Consider the following 16026-nt stretch of genomic DNA (forward strand, 5'->3'; position numbering starts at 1 on the left):
CAACCTATCGCCGATAGATGACCCTGGAAAACAATCATTCACTGATAGATTCCGGGTGAGGGCGATGGCGAAACGGTCAGGGACGACCTCCCTGCGGGTTCTTGTGGCCGGCGGCGGCATCGCCGGACATGCCCTGGCGTACTGGCTGGTCAGAGCGGGTCACCGGGTGACCGTGCGGGAGCGGTATCCGGACCTGCGCGCCACCGGTGCCCAGATCGATCTGCGGGGCCACGGCATCGAGGCCGTCCGGCGCATGGGACTGCTCGACACCGTCCGCGGCAGGCTCGTGGACGAGGCGGGGGTCGCCTTCCTCGACGCCCGCGGCAGGCCGAGGGCGACCCTCATGGCCAACACCTCCGGCCGGGGCAGGCAGAGCCTGACGTCCGAGTACGAGATCATGCGCGGCGACCTGGTGCGCATCCTCCACGAGGCGACCGGAAACGACGTGGAGTACGTCTACGGAGCCGGCGTGGACGGCTTCGACCAGGACGAGCACGAGGTCGTCGCCCACTGCTCCGACGGATCGTCCGAGACGTACGACCTCCTGGTCGCCGCGGACGGACAGGGCTCACGCCTGCGGCGGGCGATCCTCCCGGACGGCGCCGACCCGTACTGGCGGGTCGGCATCCACATGGCCTACTGGTTCGTCCCGCGCATCGCCTCCGACGGCAACATCCGCGACACCTGCATGGTCCCGGGCGGCCGCCAGATCATGCGCCGCAGCCACAACCCGACCGAGACACAGGTGTACTTCGTCCTGCGCGAGGACTCCGCGCAGGCATCGGCGATCCACCGCGAACCCGTCGAGAAGCAGCGCGAGTTCTGGGCCGACAGGTTCCGCGACGCCGGATGGCAGACCGAGCGCTTCGTCGACGGCATGAGGACGAGCCCGTTCTTCTACTCCCAGGAGATCGTCCAGGTGCGCACCGACACCTGGTCCAGGGGCCGCGTGGTCCTGGTGGGAGACGCCGCGCACTGTGCCTCCCCCTACAGCGGCATGGGAACCTCCGGCGGTCTGGTCGGCGCCCACGTCCTGGCCGGCGAGATCAACCGGCGCCCGGACGATCTCCCGGCCGCGCTGGCGCACTACGACGCCACGCTGCGGCCGTTCACCGACGCGATCCAGGGCGAGGTCAACCCGCGCCTCCTGAAGCTCGCCATGCCCATGACCCAGCGGGCGATCGACGCCTTCCTCACCGTCACCGGCATGGCCACCAGGCTCCATGTCCCCGACCTGGCGGCCCGCTTCGCGAAGGAGGACCGGGGCGGCGCCTGGCGACTCCCGCACTACCCGGAACTCCGGGCCGCCTGACCGCGGCACATCCCGACGACGACACAAAGGCCCTGTTCGTACGGCGATCGCAGTACGAGCCAGTGTCAGCAGGAGTGGGACGACGAGGACGTCCCGCGCGGCAAACCATGGAGCCACGGCCGGGGCACGTGTTTTCCCGGACCGTACGACCGGAACGCGGCCCGTGCCGCCGCACCCTGCCCATCCTCCTGACTGGAGCTCCTCGCCATGTCCACCCTGCTGTACCGACTCGGACGACTGGCGTTCCGACGACGCCGCCACTTCGCCTTCGCCTGGGTGGTGATCCTGGCGGCATGCGCCTTCGCGGCGCTGAGCGCCCCGGCGGCAGAGGACGACGGGTTCTCGATACCGGGCACCGAGTCGCAGCAGGCCTTCGACCTGCTCGACGAACGCTTCCCGGGCGGGACTTCCGAGGGCGCCGACGCGCGCGTCGTCTTCGCGGCCCCGGACGGACAGAAGATCACGGCTCCCGGCCACCGGCTCGCGGTGACCGAGGTCGTCGACGACATCGCCGCCGGTCCGCAGGTGGAGGAGGTGCCGAGCCCCTTCGCACCGGAAACCGTGAGCGAGGACGGCACCACCGCCTACACGACCATCACCTACGACGCCACGAGCGACAACCTGACGCAAGCCACCCGCGAGGCGCTCCTGGACGCCGTCCGGGCCGGCCGGGAGGCGGGCCTGACGGTGGAGGCCGGCGGCTCGGCCGTGGACGGGGGACCGGAGTTCGGCGGCATCACCGAACTGATCGGCATCGGTGTCGCCGCGGTCGTCCTGTTCCTCACCTTCCGCACCTTCGTCGCCGCCGGACTGCCGCTGGTCACCGCCCTCATGGGGCTCGGCGCGGGGATCTGCCTGATCATCGCCGCCGGGGTGGCCACCACGACGATCACCCTCGCGCTCATGCTGGGGCTGGCCGTGGGAATCGACTACGCCCTGTTCATCGTCTCGCGCTACCGCACGGAACGGGCCGAGGGACGCAGCGCCGAGGAAGCCGCGGGCCGCGCCACGGGCACGGCCGGCTCCGCCGTCGTCTTCGCCGGAGCCACCGTCGTCATCGCCCTGGCCGGACTGTCGGTGGCGGGCGTGCCCATGCTGACCGACATGGGCCTGGCCGCCGCGGGGACCGTCGTGATCGCCGTGCTGGTCGCGCTGACCGTGCTGCCCGCCCTGCTGGGCTTCTTCCCCCGGGCCGTCCTGCCCCGGACCGACCGGGCCCCACGAAAGCGGGCCTCCGGGACCAGGGAACCGGCCGGCGTCCGCTGGGCCCGCCGGGTGGTCCGCCGGCCCCTCGCCGTACTGCTGTTGAGCATCGCGGGCCTGGGCGTCGTCGCCGTCCCCGCACTGGACCTCCGACTCGCCCTTCCCGGCGACGAGTCCCTGCCCCCCTCCACCACCCAGCGCCGCGCCTACGACACCCTCGCCGACGGGTTCGGCCCGGGCTTCAACGGGCCCCTGACCATCGTGATCGACGCCCGGGAGGCCGACGACGCGAAGGCGGTCGCCGACCGGGCCCAAGGGATCCTGGACACCACCGACGGTGTCGCCGAGGTGTCCCCGGCCATGTTCAACAAGGCCGAGGACACCGCCGTCCTCACCGCCGTGCCCGGCACCGGCCCCACCGCCACCGAGACGAAGAACGTGGTCGAGACCATCCGCGCCGAAGCGGACCAACTCGAGGCGGACACGGGCGCGTCCATGGTCGTGACCGGGCAGACCGCGCTGAACATCGACGTGTCGAACAAGGTCACCGCCGCCCTCCTGCCCTACCTCGCGATCGTGGTGGGCCTGGCCGTACTGCTGCTGACGATCGTCTTCCGCTCCGTCCTCGTACCGCTCAAGGCCGCACTGGGTTTCCTGCTCTCGGTCGCCGCGGCGTTCGGCGTGATCGTCGCGGTCTTCCAGTGGGGATGGCTGGCCGGCCTCCTCGGAGTCGCCCAGACGGGACCCGTGATGAGCATGATGCCGATCTTCCTGATCGGCGTGGTCTTCGGCCTGGCCATGGACTACGAGGTCTTCCTCGTGACCCGGATCCGGGAAGCCCATGTGCGGGGCGAAGGCCCCGCGCAGGCCGTCGTCACCGGCTTCCGGCACAGCGCCCGGGTCGTCGTCGCCGCGGCCGTCATCATGATTGCGGTGTTCGGCGGCTTCATCGGCCTGACCGATTCCCTGATCAAGATGCTGGGACTGGGACTGGCCTCGGCCGTCCTCTTCGACGCCTTCGTCGTCCGGATGACCCTCGTCCCGGCGGCCCTCGCCCTCCTCGGGCACTCCGCGTGGTGGCTCCCGCGGTGGCTGGACCGGGTGCTGCCCGACCTGGACATCGAAGGCGAACGGCTCACACACGCCCTGGAGACCGGTTCCGCTCCGGTGGCACCGCCCCCGCACCAGGAGGAGTCGGTGAGCGTGTGACCCGGGCGCGCCGGGCCGCCTCGGTCCGGGCGGCCCGGCGCCCCGCCTGCCCAGAACACGTCAGGACGGGACCGTACCCAGGACGAAGAAGGCACCACCACGACCGGTCAAGGAGCTCGTGTGATCGTCGAACCGCGGCAGTGGATCCGGCGTCGTCCCCGCGCGACCGACAGCATGCTCGCCGTACTGCTGTTCGCCGTCACGCTGGTGTCCACGACCTGGGAGCAGCCTCCGTACGTCCATCAGTGGCCGCCGCCACCCGCGCTGGTCGTCTGCGCGGTCTCGGCCGGCACGTTCCTCCAGCACCGCCGCCACCCGCGCCTGACGGTCGTCGCGACCACCACGTGCAGCACCGTCCTGGGCGTCCTGGGGCCGACGCTGGGCTACCAGTTCGGCTCCACCGTCGCCGCCACGGCCATAGCCGCGCTGGTGTCCCTCGCGTGGCGCACCGACCAACGCACCACCGGCCGGTACACCGCCGTCTGTGTGCTGACGCTCTTCGCCGCCTCCGCCGCCTCCGCCGCCCGGACCTCGGACGGCATCCACGTGCGCCCCGACCAGGTCGGACTCGTCGCCTTCGTACTCCTGGCCGGCGCGGTCGCCGACTCCGCACGCAGCCGGCGCGACCACGTTGCCGCCGTCGAGGCCCGGGCGGAACTCGCCGAACGCACCCGCGAGGACGAGGCACTCCACAGGGTCGCCGCCGAGCGGATGCGCATCGCCCGCGAACTCCACGACGTCGTCGCCCACCACATCACCCTCGCGCACGCCCAGGCCGCCACCGCCGACCACCTGCTGGCGACCAGGCCCGACCGGGCGGGGCCCGCCATGAGTCATCTCGTCCCCACCTTGGCGACCGCGCTGAAGGAACTGCGCGCAACCGTGGGGCTCCTGCGCCACAACGGCCACGAGGGTCCACTGGAACCGGCGCCCGGACTGGCCCGGCTCCCGGCCCTCCTCGCCTCCTTCGCGCGTGCCGGGCTCACCGTCCACCGCACCGACGACGGCCCCGAGCAACAGCTGGCACCCGGCGTCGACCTCACGGCCTTCCGGATCATCCAGGAGTCACTGACCAATGTCACCAAGCACGCGGGAACGGCCGCAGCACGGCTGCACCTCGCCTACACCGGCGATCTGCTGACCATCACGGTCAGCGACGACGGCCCCCCGCGCACGGCGGCGGACACAGCCGCCGGGTACGGACTCATCGGCATGCGGGAGCGGGCCCGCGCCGCGGGCGGGCGCCTGCGTGCCCGGCCGAGGACGGACCACGGTTTCGAGGTGATCGCCGAACTCCCCACCGGCACGGCGCACCGGGCGGGGCCGTCGCTCACCGACCACGAGGACGTGCGATGACCATCCGGGTGCTGCTCGCCGACGACCAGGCACTCCTGGCCGGCACCTTCCGCATCCTCATCGACGCCACAGACGGCATGGAGGTCGTCGGTGTGGCCGAGGACGGCGACCGGGCCGTCGGGCTGGCCCGCACCACGGCGCCGGACGTCGTCGTGATGGACATCCGGATGCCGGGCAAGGACGGTCTCGACGCCGCCGAGGAGATTCTCCGGCCCGAAGCACCGCACCGGCCCCGGATCCTCGTCCTCACCACGTTCGAGACCGACGAGTACGTGACCCGGGCCCTGCGCGCCGGCGTCAGCGGCTTCCTGGGCAAGGGCGTCGCCCCCGCCGAACCCCTCGGCGCCATCCGCACCGTCGCGGCCGGAGACATGATCCTCTCTCCTCTCGCCACGCACACCGTCATCAGCCGCTACCTCGCCGTCCCGGGCCCGTCGGGCGCGGTGCCCGAGGCGCTCGACACACTCACTCCCCGCGAACGCGAGGTCCTGGCACAGGCGGCCAACGGGCTGACCAACCACGAGATCGCCGAGGTCTTGTGCCTGAGCCCGCTGACCGTACGCACCTTCATCCAGCGCATCATGGCCAAACTCGACGCCCGTCATCGCGCCCAACTCGTCGCGATCGCCTACCGGACCGGCTTCGTACGCGTCCACCAACCGCCTTCGCCCGACGCGCGCACCTGAAACGGCGCCGACGGGCGCCCGGGAACCCGCCGGAATCACGTGCGGACGGCGCGCAGGCCGTCCAGGAGCAGCCGCAGTCCGAACTCGAAGTGCGCCGTGAAGTCCGTACTGGTGAGCACCGGCAGGGTGGCGGCGAGGTGGGGATACGTCCCTGCCGCCACCGCCCCGCGCAGGGTCTTCTCGTCGAGGGGCCCGCTGTCCCCGGGTGCGAGGGCGGCCTGTTCCTCCAGCGTGTGGCCGACGGTGAAGTTGGCCACGGAGTACAGCGCCCGTGCCGCGTCCTCGTCACCGAAGCCCGCCTCGCGCAGCACGCCGACGAGGCTGTCGGCGAATCCCAGGGTGTTCGGACCGGTCGCGTGCGTGCCGGCGAAGACGCGTGCGCCGTCCCGATGGGCGAGCAGGGCCGTGCGCAGCGCGCGGGCGAGGCGCGCCGTTCGCTCGCTCCAGTCGCCGTCCCCCGCCGGCCCGGCGGCATCGGCGATGCCGTCGACCATGTACTCGGCCATCGCGGTGAGCAGGTCCTGCTTGGCCGCGAAGTAGCGGTACAGCGCACCGGCCTGGACGTCCATCGCCTGAGCGAGCCGGCGCATGGTCAGCGCGTCGAGGCCGGACCCGTTCAGCAGGTCGAGGGCGGTCCGGACGGTGCGGGCCCGGTCGAGGCGGGCGGGCCGACCCCTGGTCCGGCTTGACGGGAGACTCATGGACCTCACTATAGTGAACACCATTCACGTGAACACTGTTCACTAATGAGGAGGTATCCCGATGAGCGCCGATGTGATCGTCGTGGGCGCGGGCCCGACCGGGCTGATGCTCGCCTGCGAGCTGGCACTGGCTGGCGTACGGACCCGGATCCTGGAGCGCCGCACCGAACCGCAGCGCGATTCGCGGGCGCTGAGCCTGCACCCGCGCAGCGTGGAGCTGATGGACCAGCGGGGGCTGCTCGACCGATTCCTCCCGCTGGGCCGGGCCGTGCCGGGCTGGCACTTCGCGGTCCTGCCCACCCAACTGGACTTCAGCGCCCTGGACTCCCGGCACGGCTACACCCTCTTCCTGGCCCAGGCGCGCACCGAGGCGATCCTCGAGCAGCGTGCGCACGAGCTGGGGGTGGAGATCAGCCGGGGACACGAGGTCCTCGGCGTGCGCCAGGACGGCGACGGCGTCGAGGTGGAGGTACGCGCCCCCGGCGGCGGCACCGAGACCGCACGCAGCCTCTACACGGTCGGGTGCGACGGCGGGCGCAGCATCGTGCGGCAGGCCGCGGGGATCGGCTTCCCCGGCACCGACGAGACCCTGACCGGCGTACTTGGGGACTTCGAGGTCGTCGACCCACAGCCCGGCGCCCTCGATGCCGCACGCGCGCACGGCGTGATCGTCGCGCCGCTGGAGGCAGGGGTCACCCGGTTCGTGTACCTGGATCCGGAGCGGATGCGGGTGCCGGCCCATGAGCCGGTGTCCTTGGAGGAGTTCCGTACGTCACTCACCCGGATCACCGGATCCGACTGCGGCGTCGCCGAGCCCGTCTGGCTGTCGCGTTTCGGCAACGCCACCCGGCTCGCGGAGAGCTACCGCTCGGGACGCGTCCTCCTCGCGGGCGACGCCGCCCACATCCACTTCCCCGCAGCGGGGCAGGGACTCAACACCGGGCTCCAGGACGCCGTGAACCTGGGCTGGAAGCTGGCAGCCGCGGTGGGCGGCTGGGCCCCGCCCGGGCTGCTGGACGGTTACGACGCCGAGCGCCGCCCGGTCGGCCGGTCGGTGACCGAGAACACCGAGATCCAGACCCTGCTGGTGGAGCTGACGCTGGTCGCGCAGTACCGGCGCCCGGCCGCGGCCCTGCGCGAGCTCCTCGACGAGCTGCTGGGCATGGCGGAGGTCAACCGCCGGCTCGCCGACCAGGTCTCCGCGCTCGGCACCCGCTACCCGGCGTCGGACCCGGGCGCCGATCCGCTGGTGGGGCGGCGCATGCCCGACATCGGGCTGACCGCGGCCGGTTCACAGGCGACGCGAGTGTACGAACTGCTCTGCGGCGGCCGCTTCGTCCTGCTCTCCCTGGACGGGGACCCGGACCCGCGCGAGTCCGTCGACGCGGGCTGGGGCGCGCGGGTCACCGCCGTCGCCGTCGACCGGCACGACGAGCACACGGACCTCGACGGCGTGACCGAGGTCCTCGTACGTCCCGACGGCCACGTCGCCTGGGCCACCCGTACCACCAACGGCGGCGCACGCGGCGACGAGCGCGTCCGGGCGCTGACCACCTGGGCCGGCACGCCCTCCTGACAGGTCCACCAAGGAGCGCACCTTCTCCCGCATGAAGAACTACAAGATCCTCCGCGACCTTTCGGGTACTCCCCGAGGGCCATCACGTGCTCCGACCAAGGCGCACGTGCCCACGGCGAAGGCCGCGAAGGCCGTGACAGTGAGTCCGCTGCCTGATGCTGTCGGCTGCTGCCCCTGGAGTTGGGGTTCGGCTCCGGCCAGACGACGCCCGGACCGGGCCGGGCCCGGTCCAGGCCATGGAGTTGGGCGAAGCGACTGACTAGCAGCTTCAGGCCTCGACGACGATCGTGCCTATGGTCGATTCCGGGCCGGGCCCTTCCGGACGGTCGACCCTCCACCACCCCAGCACGTCCTGGTACTCCGGCTGCGGGACCGCACGCCCTTCGGCAGTCATCAGACGTCCTTGATACGCCTGGGCGTAACGTGCTCGAACCGAGTAGACGCCGGGTTCGTCGGGGACGACGACGTCGCACGACACGGTCACCCACTCCGCCGGACCCGGGTTGTCCTCCGCCAGCGCCTGGACGTGCGTGCCGGGATTGACCACCTTCATGCCGCCCCCGCTGCGCTGCTTGCCGTTCCACACCGATGCCTGGGCCCGGTCCTGGCCCGCCAGACCGACGATCACCTGGTTGACGGCGTTGCCGCACTCCGAGCAGTCGTGCAGTACGTCGAAACTGACCTCGTGCGAACCTCCTCCGCGAACGCGCACCACGTCGGCCCGGCCATCGATCTTCACGTTGCGGATCTTGAACCGAAACCCCGTCCCGCCGCCGTACGGCTCGACCATCTCGGCGCCGGGAGTGGGGGCCGTGGTCCGGTGGACATTGCTGTGACTCATCTTGTCGGTCATGCGCCAAGTAAACAGGTGGCGGCACCGGGGGAGTCGAGGTGCTCTGGACCATGCATGGCGGCTGCCGCCGCCCACGCGAGATCCATGGCTGTCGCACTCCGCCAGAGGCCTACGCCGACGTCCTGCGCAGACAGAACGGGTGTCCGGCAGGGCTGGCGTAGACGCGGCTGCCGGTGCGGGTTTCCGGGGTGGCCTCGTCGGTGGGCCGCAGTCGGGTGGCGCCGGCGTCGGTGGCCGTACGGTCGGCGGTCGCGAGGTCGTCGACGCCGAAGTCGAGGTGCATCTGCTGGGAGTTGCCGTCCGGCCAGTCGGGGGCGGTGTGTCCCGGGGCCGCCTGGACGACGATCACCGGGAGGCCGGGGGCCTGAACGAAGTGGTGGGTCGACGTGGACGTGAGAGACCCGCCGAGCAGCCGATGCCAGAAGGAGCTCTCCGTCTCGATGTCGGCGGCGTCGATGATCACGGAGGTCAGGGTGATGGCCATGCGGTGTCCTGTTCGTGCTGTGGGTGGTGTTGCTCAGACGGTCGGGATGATGCCGCCGTCGACGCGGAACTGCGCTCCGGTGAGCCACTTCGCGCGGCTGGAGGCGAGGAAGGTGATCATCTCGGCGACGTCCTCGGGATCTCCGGGACGTCCCATGGGGACCTTCAGATGGTCCACGATCTGCTGCGCGGCCTCGTCGGTGGTGATGCCCTGCTGCTCTGCCATGTGCTTCAGATGGGCGGTGGCACCTTCGGTCACGACGAAACCGGGCAGGACGCAGACCACACGCACCCCGTGCTCGCCGACCTCGGTGGCCAGTTCCCGGCTGTAGGCGTTGAGCGCGGCCTTGGCGGCGGCATAGGACGCCTCGGTGCGCTGGGGCAGTTGGGCGGCGATCGAGGAGACGTGCACGACGACACCGGAGCCCCGCTCGACCATCCCCGGCACCAGGGCCCGGTCCAGGCGCGCGGCGCTCAGGAGGTTCATCTCCAGGTCCGCCTGCCAGGACTCGTCCGACCGGCTCAGGGTCGGCGCGGGGGCGCTCGCCGCGCCCGCGTTGTTCACGAGCACGTCCACGCCGCCCACCTGCTCGATGACACGGCGGCCGAGTTCCGCCACGCCCTGCCGCGTGGAGAGGTCCGCCGCGAGGAACGTGGCACCGCTGTTCTCCTCGGGCCGGCTGCGGGAGGCCGTCAGTACTCTCGCGCCCGCGGCGACGAAGCGGCGGGCGGTCGCCGCGCCCAGGCCCCGGCTGCCGCCAGTGATCAGTACACGAAGGCCGTCGAGGCTGCTGTCCGTGAGGGGCATGGGTCTCTCCTCCGTAAGATGAACCTGACTCCGGAAACGGTACACGTAAACGGAACCAGACTCACCTTATGGAGGTCCCTTGCCGTCATCACGCCCGCCGCGCGCCGACGCGCGGCGCAACCGCGAGGCACTGCTGTCCGCGGCCCGCCAGGCCTTCCTTAGCGGTGACACCGACGCGCACGTGAAGGACATCGCCCGCAGCGCAGGTGTCGCCATCGGAACGCTCTACCGCCACTTCGAAACCCGCGAAGCACTGATCGAGGAGGTCTACCGCACCGAGGTCGACGTCCTGTGCGCCGCGCCCGGCGACCTGCTGGACCAGCACCCCCCGGACGAGGCACTGCGACGCTTCCTGCTGCTGCTCGTGGACCACGCGGCGGTGGGCAAGGGGATGGCAGGTGTTCTGGAGGGCATCATGGCGACGGACTCACCGGTCTTCGACGACGCACGGACCCGTATGTCCAACGCCCTCTCCCTCCTGCTCGAAGCCGGCAGCGCGGCAGGCACCGTCCGGGACGACGTCACCGGCTCCACCCTGCTGCGCGCCCTGGGCGGCGTCTGCGGGATGCGGGCCACGGAGGGCTGGTTGGTCGAGGCCCGGCAGATCACCGCCCTCCTCTTCGACGGCCTGCGCCACGGCGCCCCGCAGGCGCCCTGAATCGAGGGCCTCGCGCAGCGGGCGCACGACGCAGGCGGCCAGGACCCCGGCGGTGACGTTGCAGCGGCCGAGCAGCTTCAGGTCGTCGCTGTGCTTCGTCGTCCAGAGCGCGATGACGTTACGGCGCGAGTGCCGCACGTTCCGCAGCGGCGTAGAGCGGCACTTCACACTACGCCGCCACAGGGCCGCCGATGAGGCGAGAGATCACCACTGCCCGAAGTGTTCCAGGGCTGTCTGCATCAGGCTCTTGCCGTCGGGCGAGTTGAAGAGGACCGAGTCCTTCTCCTCTTCCCGCTCCCACCCCTCGGGCACGGCGATGTTGAAGCCGGGGCCGTCCTCCCGGCGGACATGGCCCGGGGCGCTGGGCAGGTCGGAGGTGTACTCCTCGGTCGGCTCGGCCTCGACCGGGCCGGAATTCGGTCCGCCGCCCGCGCTGATGTCCGGGGACGTCCCGTTCTCGGGCACGGCGGGTCCGGACGTGCTGAGCGTGGACGCCCCGCGGCCGCCCGCACGATCCGCCCCCGTGCCCACGTCGCGCACCACGAGCAGCCCTCCGACCACGCAGCCCGCGAGGACCGCCACCACCCCGCCGACAATCAGCGGCGTCCTACGCCGTGCCCTCGGCACATGGCCAGGCGGGCCGCTCGGGTGCTGTCGCCGCGTCGTACGCGGGCGGGGGCGGCGCGGCCGACGCGTTCCGTGCCTCCCGGTTGCTCTCCGTCTCCCAGCGCTGCGTCTCGTCATTCCAGCGGGCTCCGCCGGAGTCCCTCGGTGGGCACCAGGAAGGTAAGGCTCAGCCCATCGGCGACCGGCAGGCTGACGATCCACAGCAACAGGATCGCCACCGCCCAGCCGAGCTCGCTGCGCTGGGCGCGCAGGGCACGGGCGAGTACCCGGGCGGCGTCGAAGCCGAACGAGGGCGCGACGATGAGCTCCTCGTGGAGGTACAGCTCGTCGATGACCGTGTGACGGTAGGTCTCGTCGAGATACGTGCCCGCGCACGGCAGGCGTGTCGCCTCGCTGGCGTGCGGAGGCGCGCATGTGACGGGTCCGGGTGACGGGCCCCGTTGTCCGGACCGTCCGGCTGCCGCGGCGCCGTCATCTGTTGCGTCACTGTGTCGTCCCCCGAGACACGCGAGTCCTTGCGCTGCCGAAACCCTTCACGGCTCGTAGGTTGACGGGCCGAAACGTCAGCGTAGGGGAGTGACGGGTCGGCTCACGGAGTAGAGAACGCGACAAAGAGGGATGGATGAGGTGTCGCCGCTGGCTGTCGTGGTTCCGGCGTTGAGTCGGGGGCGTTGCGTCACAGGGCGGCGGCGAGGTGGCCGCTGCCGGCGGGTTGGAGTCGGCGGGGTACCACTACGCGATGCCGGGGTCCTGGCTGCGTACGAGTTGGTCGCCGAGCCGGGTGCGCCGATGGAGCACGGACCGCCCGTCGCGTCGGCTGGTGAGAATGGCCGCGACCTGAAGTGCTTTGAGGTGTGCGTCCGCCCCTCGACGAACTGGCCGACGCCCTCGCCCGGAACGGCTCACCCGGTGCCACAGTGGCCCGCAGCGCTTGCCGCTCTGCCCACGCCGGATGACACCGGCGCTGTGTCTGCGGCCCTGGCGGCACTCGTCGACACCGCGACCGTGCGGTATCTGCGTACTGGCCCCCATGCTCCCGTCCTCCTGGAACGGGCCGCCGACCACCGCGACGACCACGTCATCAAGTTCGCGGACACGGCCGTCGATTCGTTCGAGCGAACCGGGAACCCCAAGGCGCTGGCCGCTGCCCACGCGTCACCGGGGAAGCACAAGCCTCACACATGGCCCTTCGAATACCACCCGGGGGTATATTGCTATTGGTGTCACCGAGCAGCGAAGGAGCCGAGATGTTTCTCATCGAGATTGCCTGCCCACGCGGCGCATTGACCGACGACGACCGAGGAGACCTCGCCGGCGAAGTGTGCCGACTGCTGGTCGGCGCCGAAGAGGGTGTGGCGGAGGAAACCATGAGCCGTGCCCGCGCGATGATGCATGTCGGCTTCCGGGAGCTCGACGGCTGGACCACCGGCGACGGCCCGTGGGTCCCCGGGAACGCGCCGCCGCTCTGGGTCACGATCACCGTGCCGGAGGCGTGGCGCACTGAGATGTCGCTGACCACCATGGGCATGGTGCGTCGCGGTGTGCGCCGGCTCGATCGTGCGCACGGGTGGCAGCGCCCTGAGGGCCATCTGTGGATCAACCTCGTCGGCATCGTCGACGGGAGCATCGGGATGGATGGCAAACCTGGCACCGCCGACGACGTCGTCAGCCGGATGACCGCTGCGTACCGGGCGAAGCAGGACGCCCCGAGTGCCGACGGCCCCGACCTCCCCGAAGGAGTCACGATCGACCCGATGTGCGGCATGCATGTACGGCTGGGAGGCAGCGCCATCACGCTCGAACACGAGGGCCGGACGATGGGCTTCTGCGCGAAGAGCTGCCGGGCGGCATACGCCCGCGAACACGGGCTGTCCGCCCCGGCCTGAGCTCGTCCCACTTCCAAGCGGGCCGGTAAGACCACCATCACCAGCCGCAAACGGTGGTGATCTTGCGGGGGTCCGACTCCACCCGTGGAGGCCAAGTACACGGGCTCGCATGGCCAGTCGGACATCGGGTTTGGCATCACGAGCCTGCTGAACTTCGACCTACTGCGGCGTACCAAGCGGATCGCGGAGCCGGTCAAGGGCAGACGGAACCAGGGATGATACGTCGCCAGGCACGGTCTTCCAAGCAGGTCAAAGGGCGCAGAGCACTCCATGATCACGGGAACCTTCCCTGCACCTTCCGCCGGTCACATCAACGCGCAGCCTCGCCTGCCACCCAGGTCCGCCAGACATGACGGGTGTTCGGCAGGTCAGGGCGGTCAAGCAGCCAGAGCACATACCCGGCGTGGCACCGCGCCCACGGACTGTCCGAGCCGGCTGCCCGTTCGAGCCTGCCCCGTAGGTCAGCGCTGTCGACAGCCCGGGCAACCCGCACGTATTCGCGATCCTTGCATCGATACGCCCGGTTGACGACGATCTCGACCAGGTCGGTGAGCTTCGCCCTGATCGCCTCCTTCTGGCGAGAACGGGCCACCCCCCGAATCAGGCTCTGCTTCGTACCCCACGCCTTCGCATGCTGCGTCCACTCCAGCGGGTACCTCGCCTCCCACTCCAAAAAGAGCAACACATAGGGCAACCCCGGCCAGGTCGCCAGATCCCCGCCCACAGGACCACCCCACACACCGTCAGGCAGCGAACGCCTCTGGGCTAGCTCAAACCTCCGGCGCGCTTCCAGAAAGGCCGGCTCCCGGTACTGCTCGTCCGTTCCCAGATGCCGCGTCAGCAGCCACATCTCGTTCGATCGGGCGAGCGCGTCCGTGACCTGCCGCTGGGCCTCCACCAGATGGACGAGCGCTGCACCCCTCACAGCCGGATCCTCCGCTATGAGTCCGAACGCCCAGCCCAGCCTCTCAGCCCACGCGCAAGCATCGTCCGCATCTGACCCTGCGTGTTCAGCCACGTAAAGGATCATCTCCCAACGTCCATAACTGTGGGTCACTTGTCATATCTCGAAGAGGGCCTCCTCTTGTGATGGGATCGGAGGGTCTAGGACGTCGCGGAGGCGGGTGATGTCTCGGCGCCATCTCGGCCCGTCCGTGGCCTCATCCCACAGCTCGGCGATTTCAGACCGCTCGTCGACTACTCGGTCCAGGGCGCCGACGGCGAGCGTCCGAAGGTCTGCGGGCAACTCCGGCAGCGGCTTCGATGGGCCGTAGTTCGTGCACGTGGGCTCGCCGTCAGGGTGCTGTGCGACCACCAGGGCTGCTGCGGCAACTGCTCGCTCGGCGTCGGAGGTGATCAGGTAGTCCGAAGGGTCGGCGGCGCGTTTGAGGACTCTGCGGATCATGGACTCGCGTTCTTCCATGGTTGCTTCGTCCAGGTCGCCGGCAAAATCGGCGGCGGTGTCATTGCCGAAGGCGCCGATGTCCCAGGTGCCCATATCTCTCCTCGCGCGGTCGTCTCGGGATCTTCGCACTGCAGCGCGTCCGTACATCTGCTGTTTGATCATTTTGGTGCGGTTGACGTGGCCGTCCCCTCCGCCCGAGCTCCAGGGCAGGGTCAAGCCGGCGATGACGACGTCGAGGCCGCGGTCGATGCCTTCGGCGAGGGTGTGGAGGCTGGGCAGGTCGTCCTGACGAACTGCGTCGAGCCACTCCGGAAGATTCGCCATGCCGGTCGGTGGGCAAGGTCGCGAGGGATCGGACGTGGTGGGTCAGGGCATCGAGCTCGTGGCGGAGGATCCATCCGGAGACCGTTCGGGGCGACAGCGGCCGGGCGGTCAGCGGCTGCGGTGAAGCGCGCTTCTTGTGCAGCCAGCCGCGGACACGCTGGTAGCTGTGCTAGCTGCCCTGATAGCCGAGCGGCACGATCTCCTCCCTGTACCCAGCCTCCAGGAGTGCGTGGACGGCGGCATACCGGGCCTTGGTGCGGTCGGCGAACCTGTGCCCGGTCGACCATGGTGGTCCGGACGGTGTTTCTCCTTGGCTTCGCGCAGGCTGTGCCAGAGGTGCCACCGGTCCGCAACCTGGACGGCCTGCGGTGCGCCGACGCCGGCGCCTTCGGCGACGAACGGCGCCCGGTCGCGGCAAAACGACCTCAACGCCTGGCCGGTCAGAGACCAGGCGGCCAGGCCGCCACGCTGGAGGCCTCCCGGTCCGGCAGCAGGTCGACGTGGCGGCGGGTCTCGATGCCGACGAGGACGGTGCCGTGGTGGCGGCCGTTACGGGTGGCGTACTCGTCGACGCCGACCACCCGCGGCGCGGCCCCCTCAGGTTCGGGAAGTCCGTCGACCGGCTGGAGCACGGCGTGTGCAGCCCGAGTTCCCAGAGGTGAACCGGCGAACTCTCAGCTGGAGGACAACGCTTCAGCCACCGCTCGGTACATCAGCGGGAAACCGCAGACAGGAACCATGAACTCGATCCGGTCAGACTTCGCGAACTGGCCACACAGCGCCGTCCGCGATGCCCTGGGCGTCAATGCGCACTATCTCGATGTCCACGTCCACCGACAGCACCGCGGCGTCTGGGATCGACGCGAACAACAACTCCTTCATTGGGAGCGCGACCTCTTCCACGGCCCCGAACTGTCAGCCCCACCGCCTGGTCCACGG

Annotated in this window: 16 protein-coding genes; 7 read left to right on the plus strand and 9 right to left on the minus strand. The window is 70.6% G+C overall.

Annotated features, from left to right (window positions below; translation table 11 throughout):
- Positions 1–64: 64 nt before the first annotated feature.
- The 4 genes from ACH4D3_RS18705 (at position 65) to ACH4D3_RS18720 (ending at position 5766) form a co-directional block, all read left to right on the plus strand.
- A complete protein-coding gene (locus tag ACH4D3_RS18705) occupies positions 65–1312 on the plus strand; it encodes an FAD-dependent monooxygenase (protein ID WP_398323324.1) in 1248 nt (415 codons plus the stop codon).
- Between the two features lie 207 nt (positions 1313–1519).
- Entirely contained in the window at positions 1520–3724 is a 2205-nt protein-coding gene (locus ACH4D3_RS18710; protein ID WP_398323326.1) for an MMPL family transporter, read from the plus strand.
- 120 nt (positions 3725–3844) lie between these two features.
- Entirely contained in the window at positions 3845–5080 is a 1236-nt protein-coding gene (locus ACH4D3_RS18715) for a sensor histidine kinase (RefSeq protein WP_398323328.1), read from the plus strand.
- Positions 5077–5766, plus strand: coding sequence for a response regulator (locus tag ACH4D3_RS18720; RefSeq protein ID WP_398323330.1), 690 nt, complete (start codon positions 5077–5079; stop codon positions 5764–5766). The genes ACH4D3_RS18715 and ACH4D3_RS18720 overlap by 4 nt, the downstream gene beginning before the upstream one ends.
- Positions 5767–5801: 35 nt before the next feature.
- Here the strand turns inward: ACH4D3_RS18720 and ACH4D3_RS18725 are convergent, their stop codons facing one another.
- Positions 5802–6467 (minus strand): TetR/AcrR family transcriptional regulator, encoded by a 666-nt coding sequence (locus tag ACH4D3_RS18725; protein WP_398323332.1) that lies wholly within the window; start codon positions 6465–6467, stop codon positions 5802–5804.
- Positions 6468–6528: 61 nt separating this feature from the next.
- On the opposite strand from ACH4D3_RS18725, the gene ACH4D3_RS18730 reads away from it, so the two are divergent.
- Positions 6529–8043, plus strand: coding sequence for a monooxygenase (locus tag ACH4D3_RS18730; RefSeq protein ID WP_398323334.1), 1515 nt, complete (start codon positions 6529–6531; stop codon positions 8041–8043).
- A gap of 268 nt (positions 8044–8311) precedes the next feature.
- On the opposite strand, the gene ACH4D3_RS18735 is transcribed toward ACH4D3_RS18730, so the two are convergent.
- From ACH4D3_RS18735 to ACH4D3_RS18745, 3 genes are all read right to left on the minus strand, one after another.
- On the minus strand, positions 8312–8896 hold the full coding sequence (locus ACH4D3_RS18735) for a hypothetical protein (protein WP_398323336.1): 585 nt from the start codon (positions 8894–8896) through the stop codon (positions 8312–8314).
- Positions 8897–9005: 109 nt separating this feature from the next.
- Entirely contained in the window at positions 9006–9380 is a 375-nt protein-coding gene (locus ACH4D3_RS18740) for a VOC family protein (RefSeq protein ID WP_398323338.1), read from the minus strand.
- Between the two features lie 33 nt (positions 9381–9413).
- Positions 9414–10187: an oxidoreductase gene (locus ACH4D3_RS18745; RefSeq protein ID WP_398323340.1), complete on the minus strand. Its 774-nt coding sequence runs from the start codon at positions 10185–10187 to the stop codon at positions 9414–9416.
- A gap of 79 nt (positions 10188–10266) precedes the next feature.
- Between ACH4D3_RS18745 and ACH4D3_RS18750 the strand changes: the two genes are divergently transcribed.
- A complete protein-coding gene (locus tag ACH4D3_RS18750) occupies positions 10267–10845 on the plus strand; it encodes a TetR/AcrR family transcriptional regulator (protein ID WP_398323342.1) in 579 nt (192 codons plus the stop codon).
- Between the two features lie 204 nt (positions 10846–11049).
- Here ACH4D3_RS18750 and ACH4D3_RS18755 read toward each other — a convergent pair whose 3' ends face one another.
- Positions 11050–11430 (minus strand): hypothetical protein, encoded by a 381-nt coding sequence (locus ACH4D3_RS18755; RefSeq protein WP_398323343.1) that lies wholly within the window; start codon positions 11428–11430, stop codon positions 11050–11052.
- Between the two features lie 1289 nt (positions 11431–12719).
- Between ACH4D3_RS18755 and ACH4D3_RS18760 the strand changes: the two genes are divergently transcribed.
- The gene (locus tag ACH4D3_RS18760) at positions 12720–13358 is read left to right on the plus strand and encodes a hypothetical protein (RefSeq protein WP_398323345.1); all 639 of its coding nucleotides are present in this window, start codon (positions 12720–12722) and stop codon (positions 13356–13358) included.
- A gap of 310 nt (positions 13359–13668) precedes the next feature.
- Here the strand turns inward: ACH4D3_RS18760 and ACH4D3_RS18765 are convergent, their stop codons facing one another.
- The 4 genes from ACH4D3_RS18765 to ACH4D3_RS18780 all read right to left on the minus strand — a co-directional run bounded on the left by ACH4D3_RS18765 (position 13669) and on the right by ACH4D3_RS18780 (position 15990).
- Positions 13669–14388, minus strand: coding sequence for a hypothetical protein (locus tag ACH4D3_RS18765; protein ID WP_398323347.1), 720 nt, complete (start codon positions 14386–14388; stop codon positions 13669–13671).
- Between the two features lie 30 nt (positions 14389–14418).
- A complete protein-coding gene (locus ACH4D3_RS18770; RefSeq protein WP_398323349.1) occupies positions 14419–15087 on the minus strand; it encodes a DUF4259 domain-containing protein in 669 nt (222 codons plus the stop codon).
- 440 nt (positions 15088–15527) lie between these two features.
- The gene (locus ACH4D3_RS18775) at positions 15528–15719 is read right to left on the minus strand and encodes a hypothetical protein (protein WP_398323351.1); all 192 of its coding nucleotides are present in this window, start codon (positions 15717–15719) and stop codon (positions 15528–15530) included.
- Positions 15720–15840: 121 nt separating this feature from the next.
- The gene (locus ACH4D3_RS18780) at positions 15841–15990 is read right to left on the minus strand and encodes a hypothetical protein (protein ID WP_398323352.1); all 150 of its coding nucleotides are present in this window, start codon (positions 15988–15990) and stop codon (positions 15841–15843) included.
- Positions 15991–16026: the final 36 nt, after the last annotated feature.

Origin of the sequence: Streptomyces sp. NPDC018026 (genome assembly GCF_044327745.1) — a bacterium.
GTDB lineage: Bacteria > Actinomycetota > Actinomycetes > Streptomycetales > Streptomycetaceae > Streptomyces > Streptomyces rubrogriseus.

Bases quoted from the DNA above. Each gene is read 5' to 3' on its own strand.
- ACH4D3_RS18740 (WP_398323338.1), bottom strand. From the start codon at position 9,380: ATGGCCATCACCCTGACCTCCGTGATCATCGACGCCGCCGACATCGAG.
- ACH4D3_RS18720 (WP_398323330.1), top strand. From the start codon at position 5,077: ATGACCATCCGGGTGCTGCTCGCCGACGACCAGGCACTCCTGGCCGGC.
- ACH4D3_RS18710 (WP_398323326.1), top strand. From the start codon at position 1,520: ATGTCCACCCTGCTGTACCGACTCGGACGACTGGCGTTCCGACGACGC.
- ACH4D3_RS18770 (WP_398323349.1), bottom strand. From the start codon at position 15,087: ATGGCGAATCTTCCGGAGTGGCTCGACGCAGTTCGTCAGGACGACCTG.
- ACH4D3_RS18765 (WP_398323347.1), bottom strand. From the start codon at position 14,388: ATGATCCTTTACGTGGCTGAACACGCAGGGTCAGATGCGGACGATGCT.
- ACH4D3_RS18745 (WP_398323340.1), bottom strand. From the start codon at position 10,187: ATGCCCCTCACGGACAGCAGCCTCGACGGCCTTCGTGTACTGATCACT.
- ACH4D3_RS18760 (WP_398323345.1), top strand. From the start codon at position 12,720: ATGTTTCTCATCGAGATTGCCTGCCCACGCGGCGCATTGACCGACGAC.
- ACH4D3_RS18725 (WP_398323332.1), bottom strand. From the start codon at position 6,467: ATGAGTCTCCCGTCAAGCCGGACCAGGGGTCGGCCCGCCCGCCTCGAC.
- ACH4D3_RS18730 (WP_398323334.1), top strand. From the start codon at position 6,529: ATGAGCGCCGATGTGATCGTCGTGGGCGCGGGCCCGACCGGGCTGATG.
- ACH4D3_RS18705 (WP_398323324.1), top strand. From the start codon at position 65: ATGGCGAAACGGTCAGGGACGACCTCCCTGCGGGTTCTTGTGGCCGGC.
- ACH4D3_RS18735 (WP_398323336.1), bottom strand. From the start codon at position 8,896: ATGACCGACAAGATGAGTCACAGCAATGTCCACCGGACCACGGCCCCC.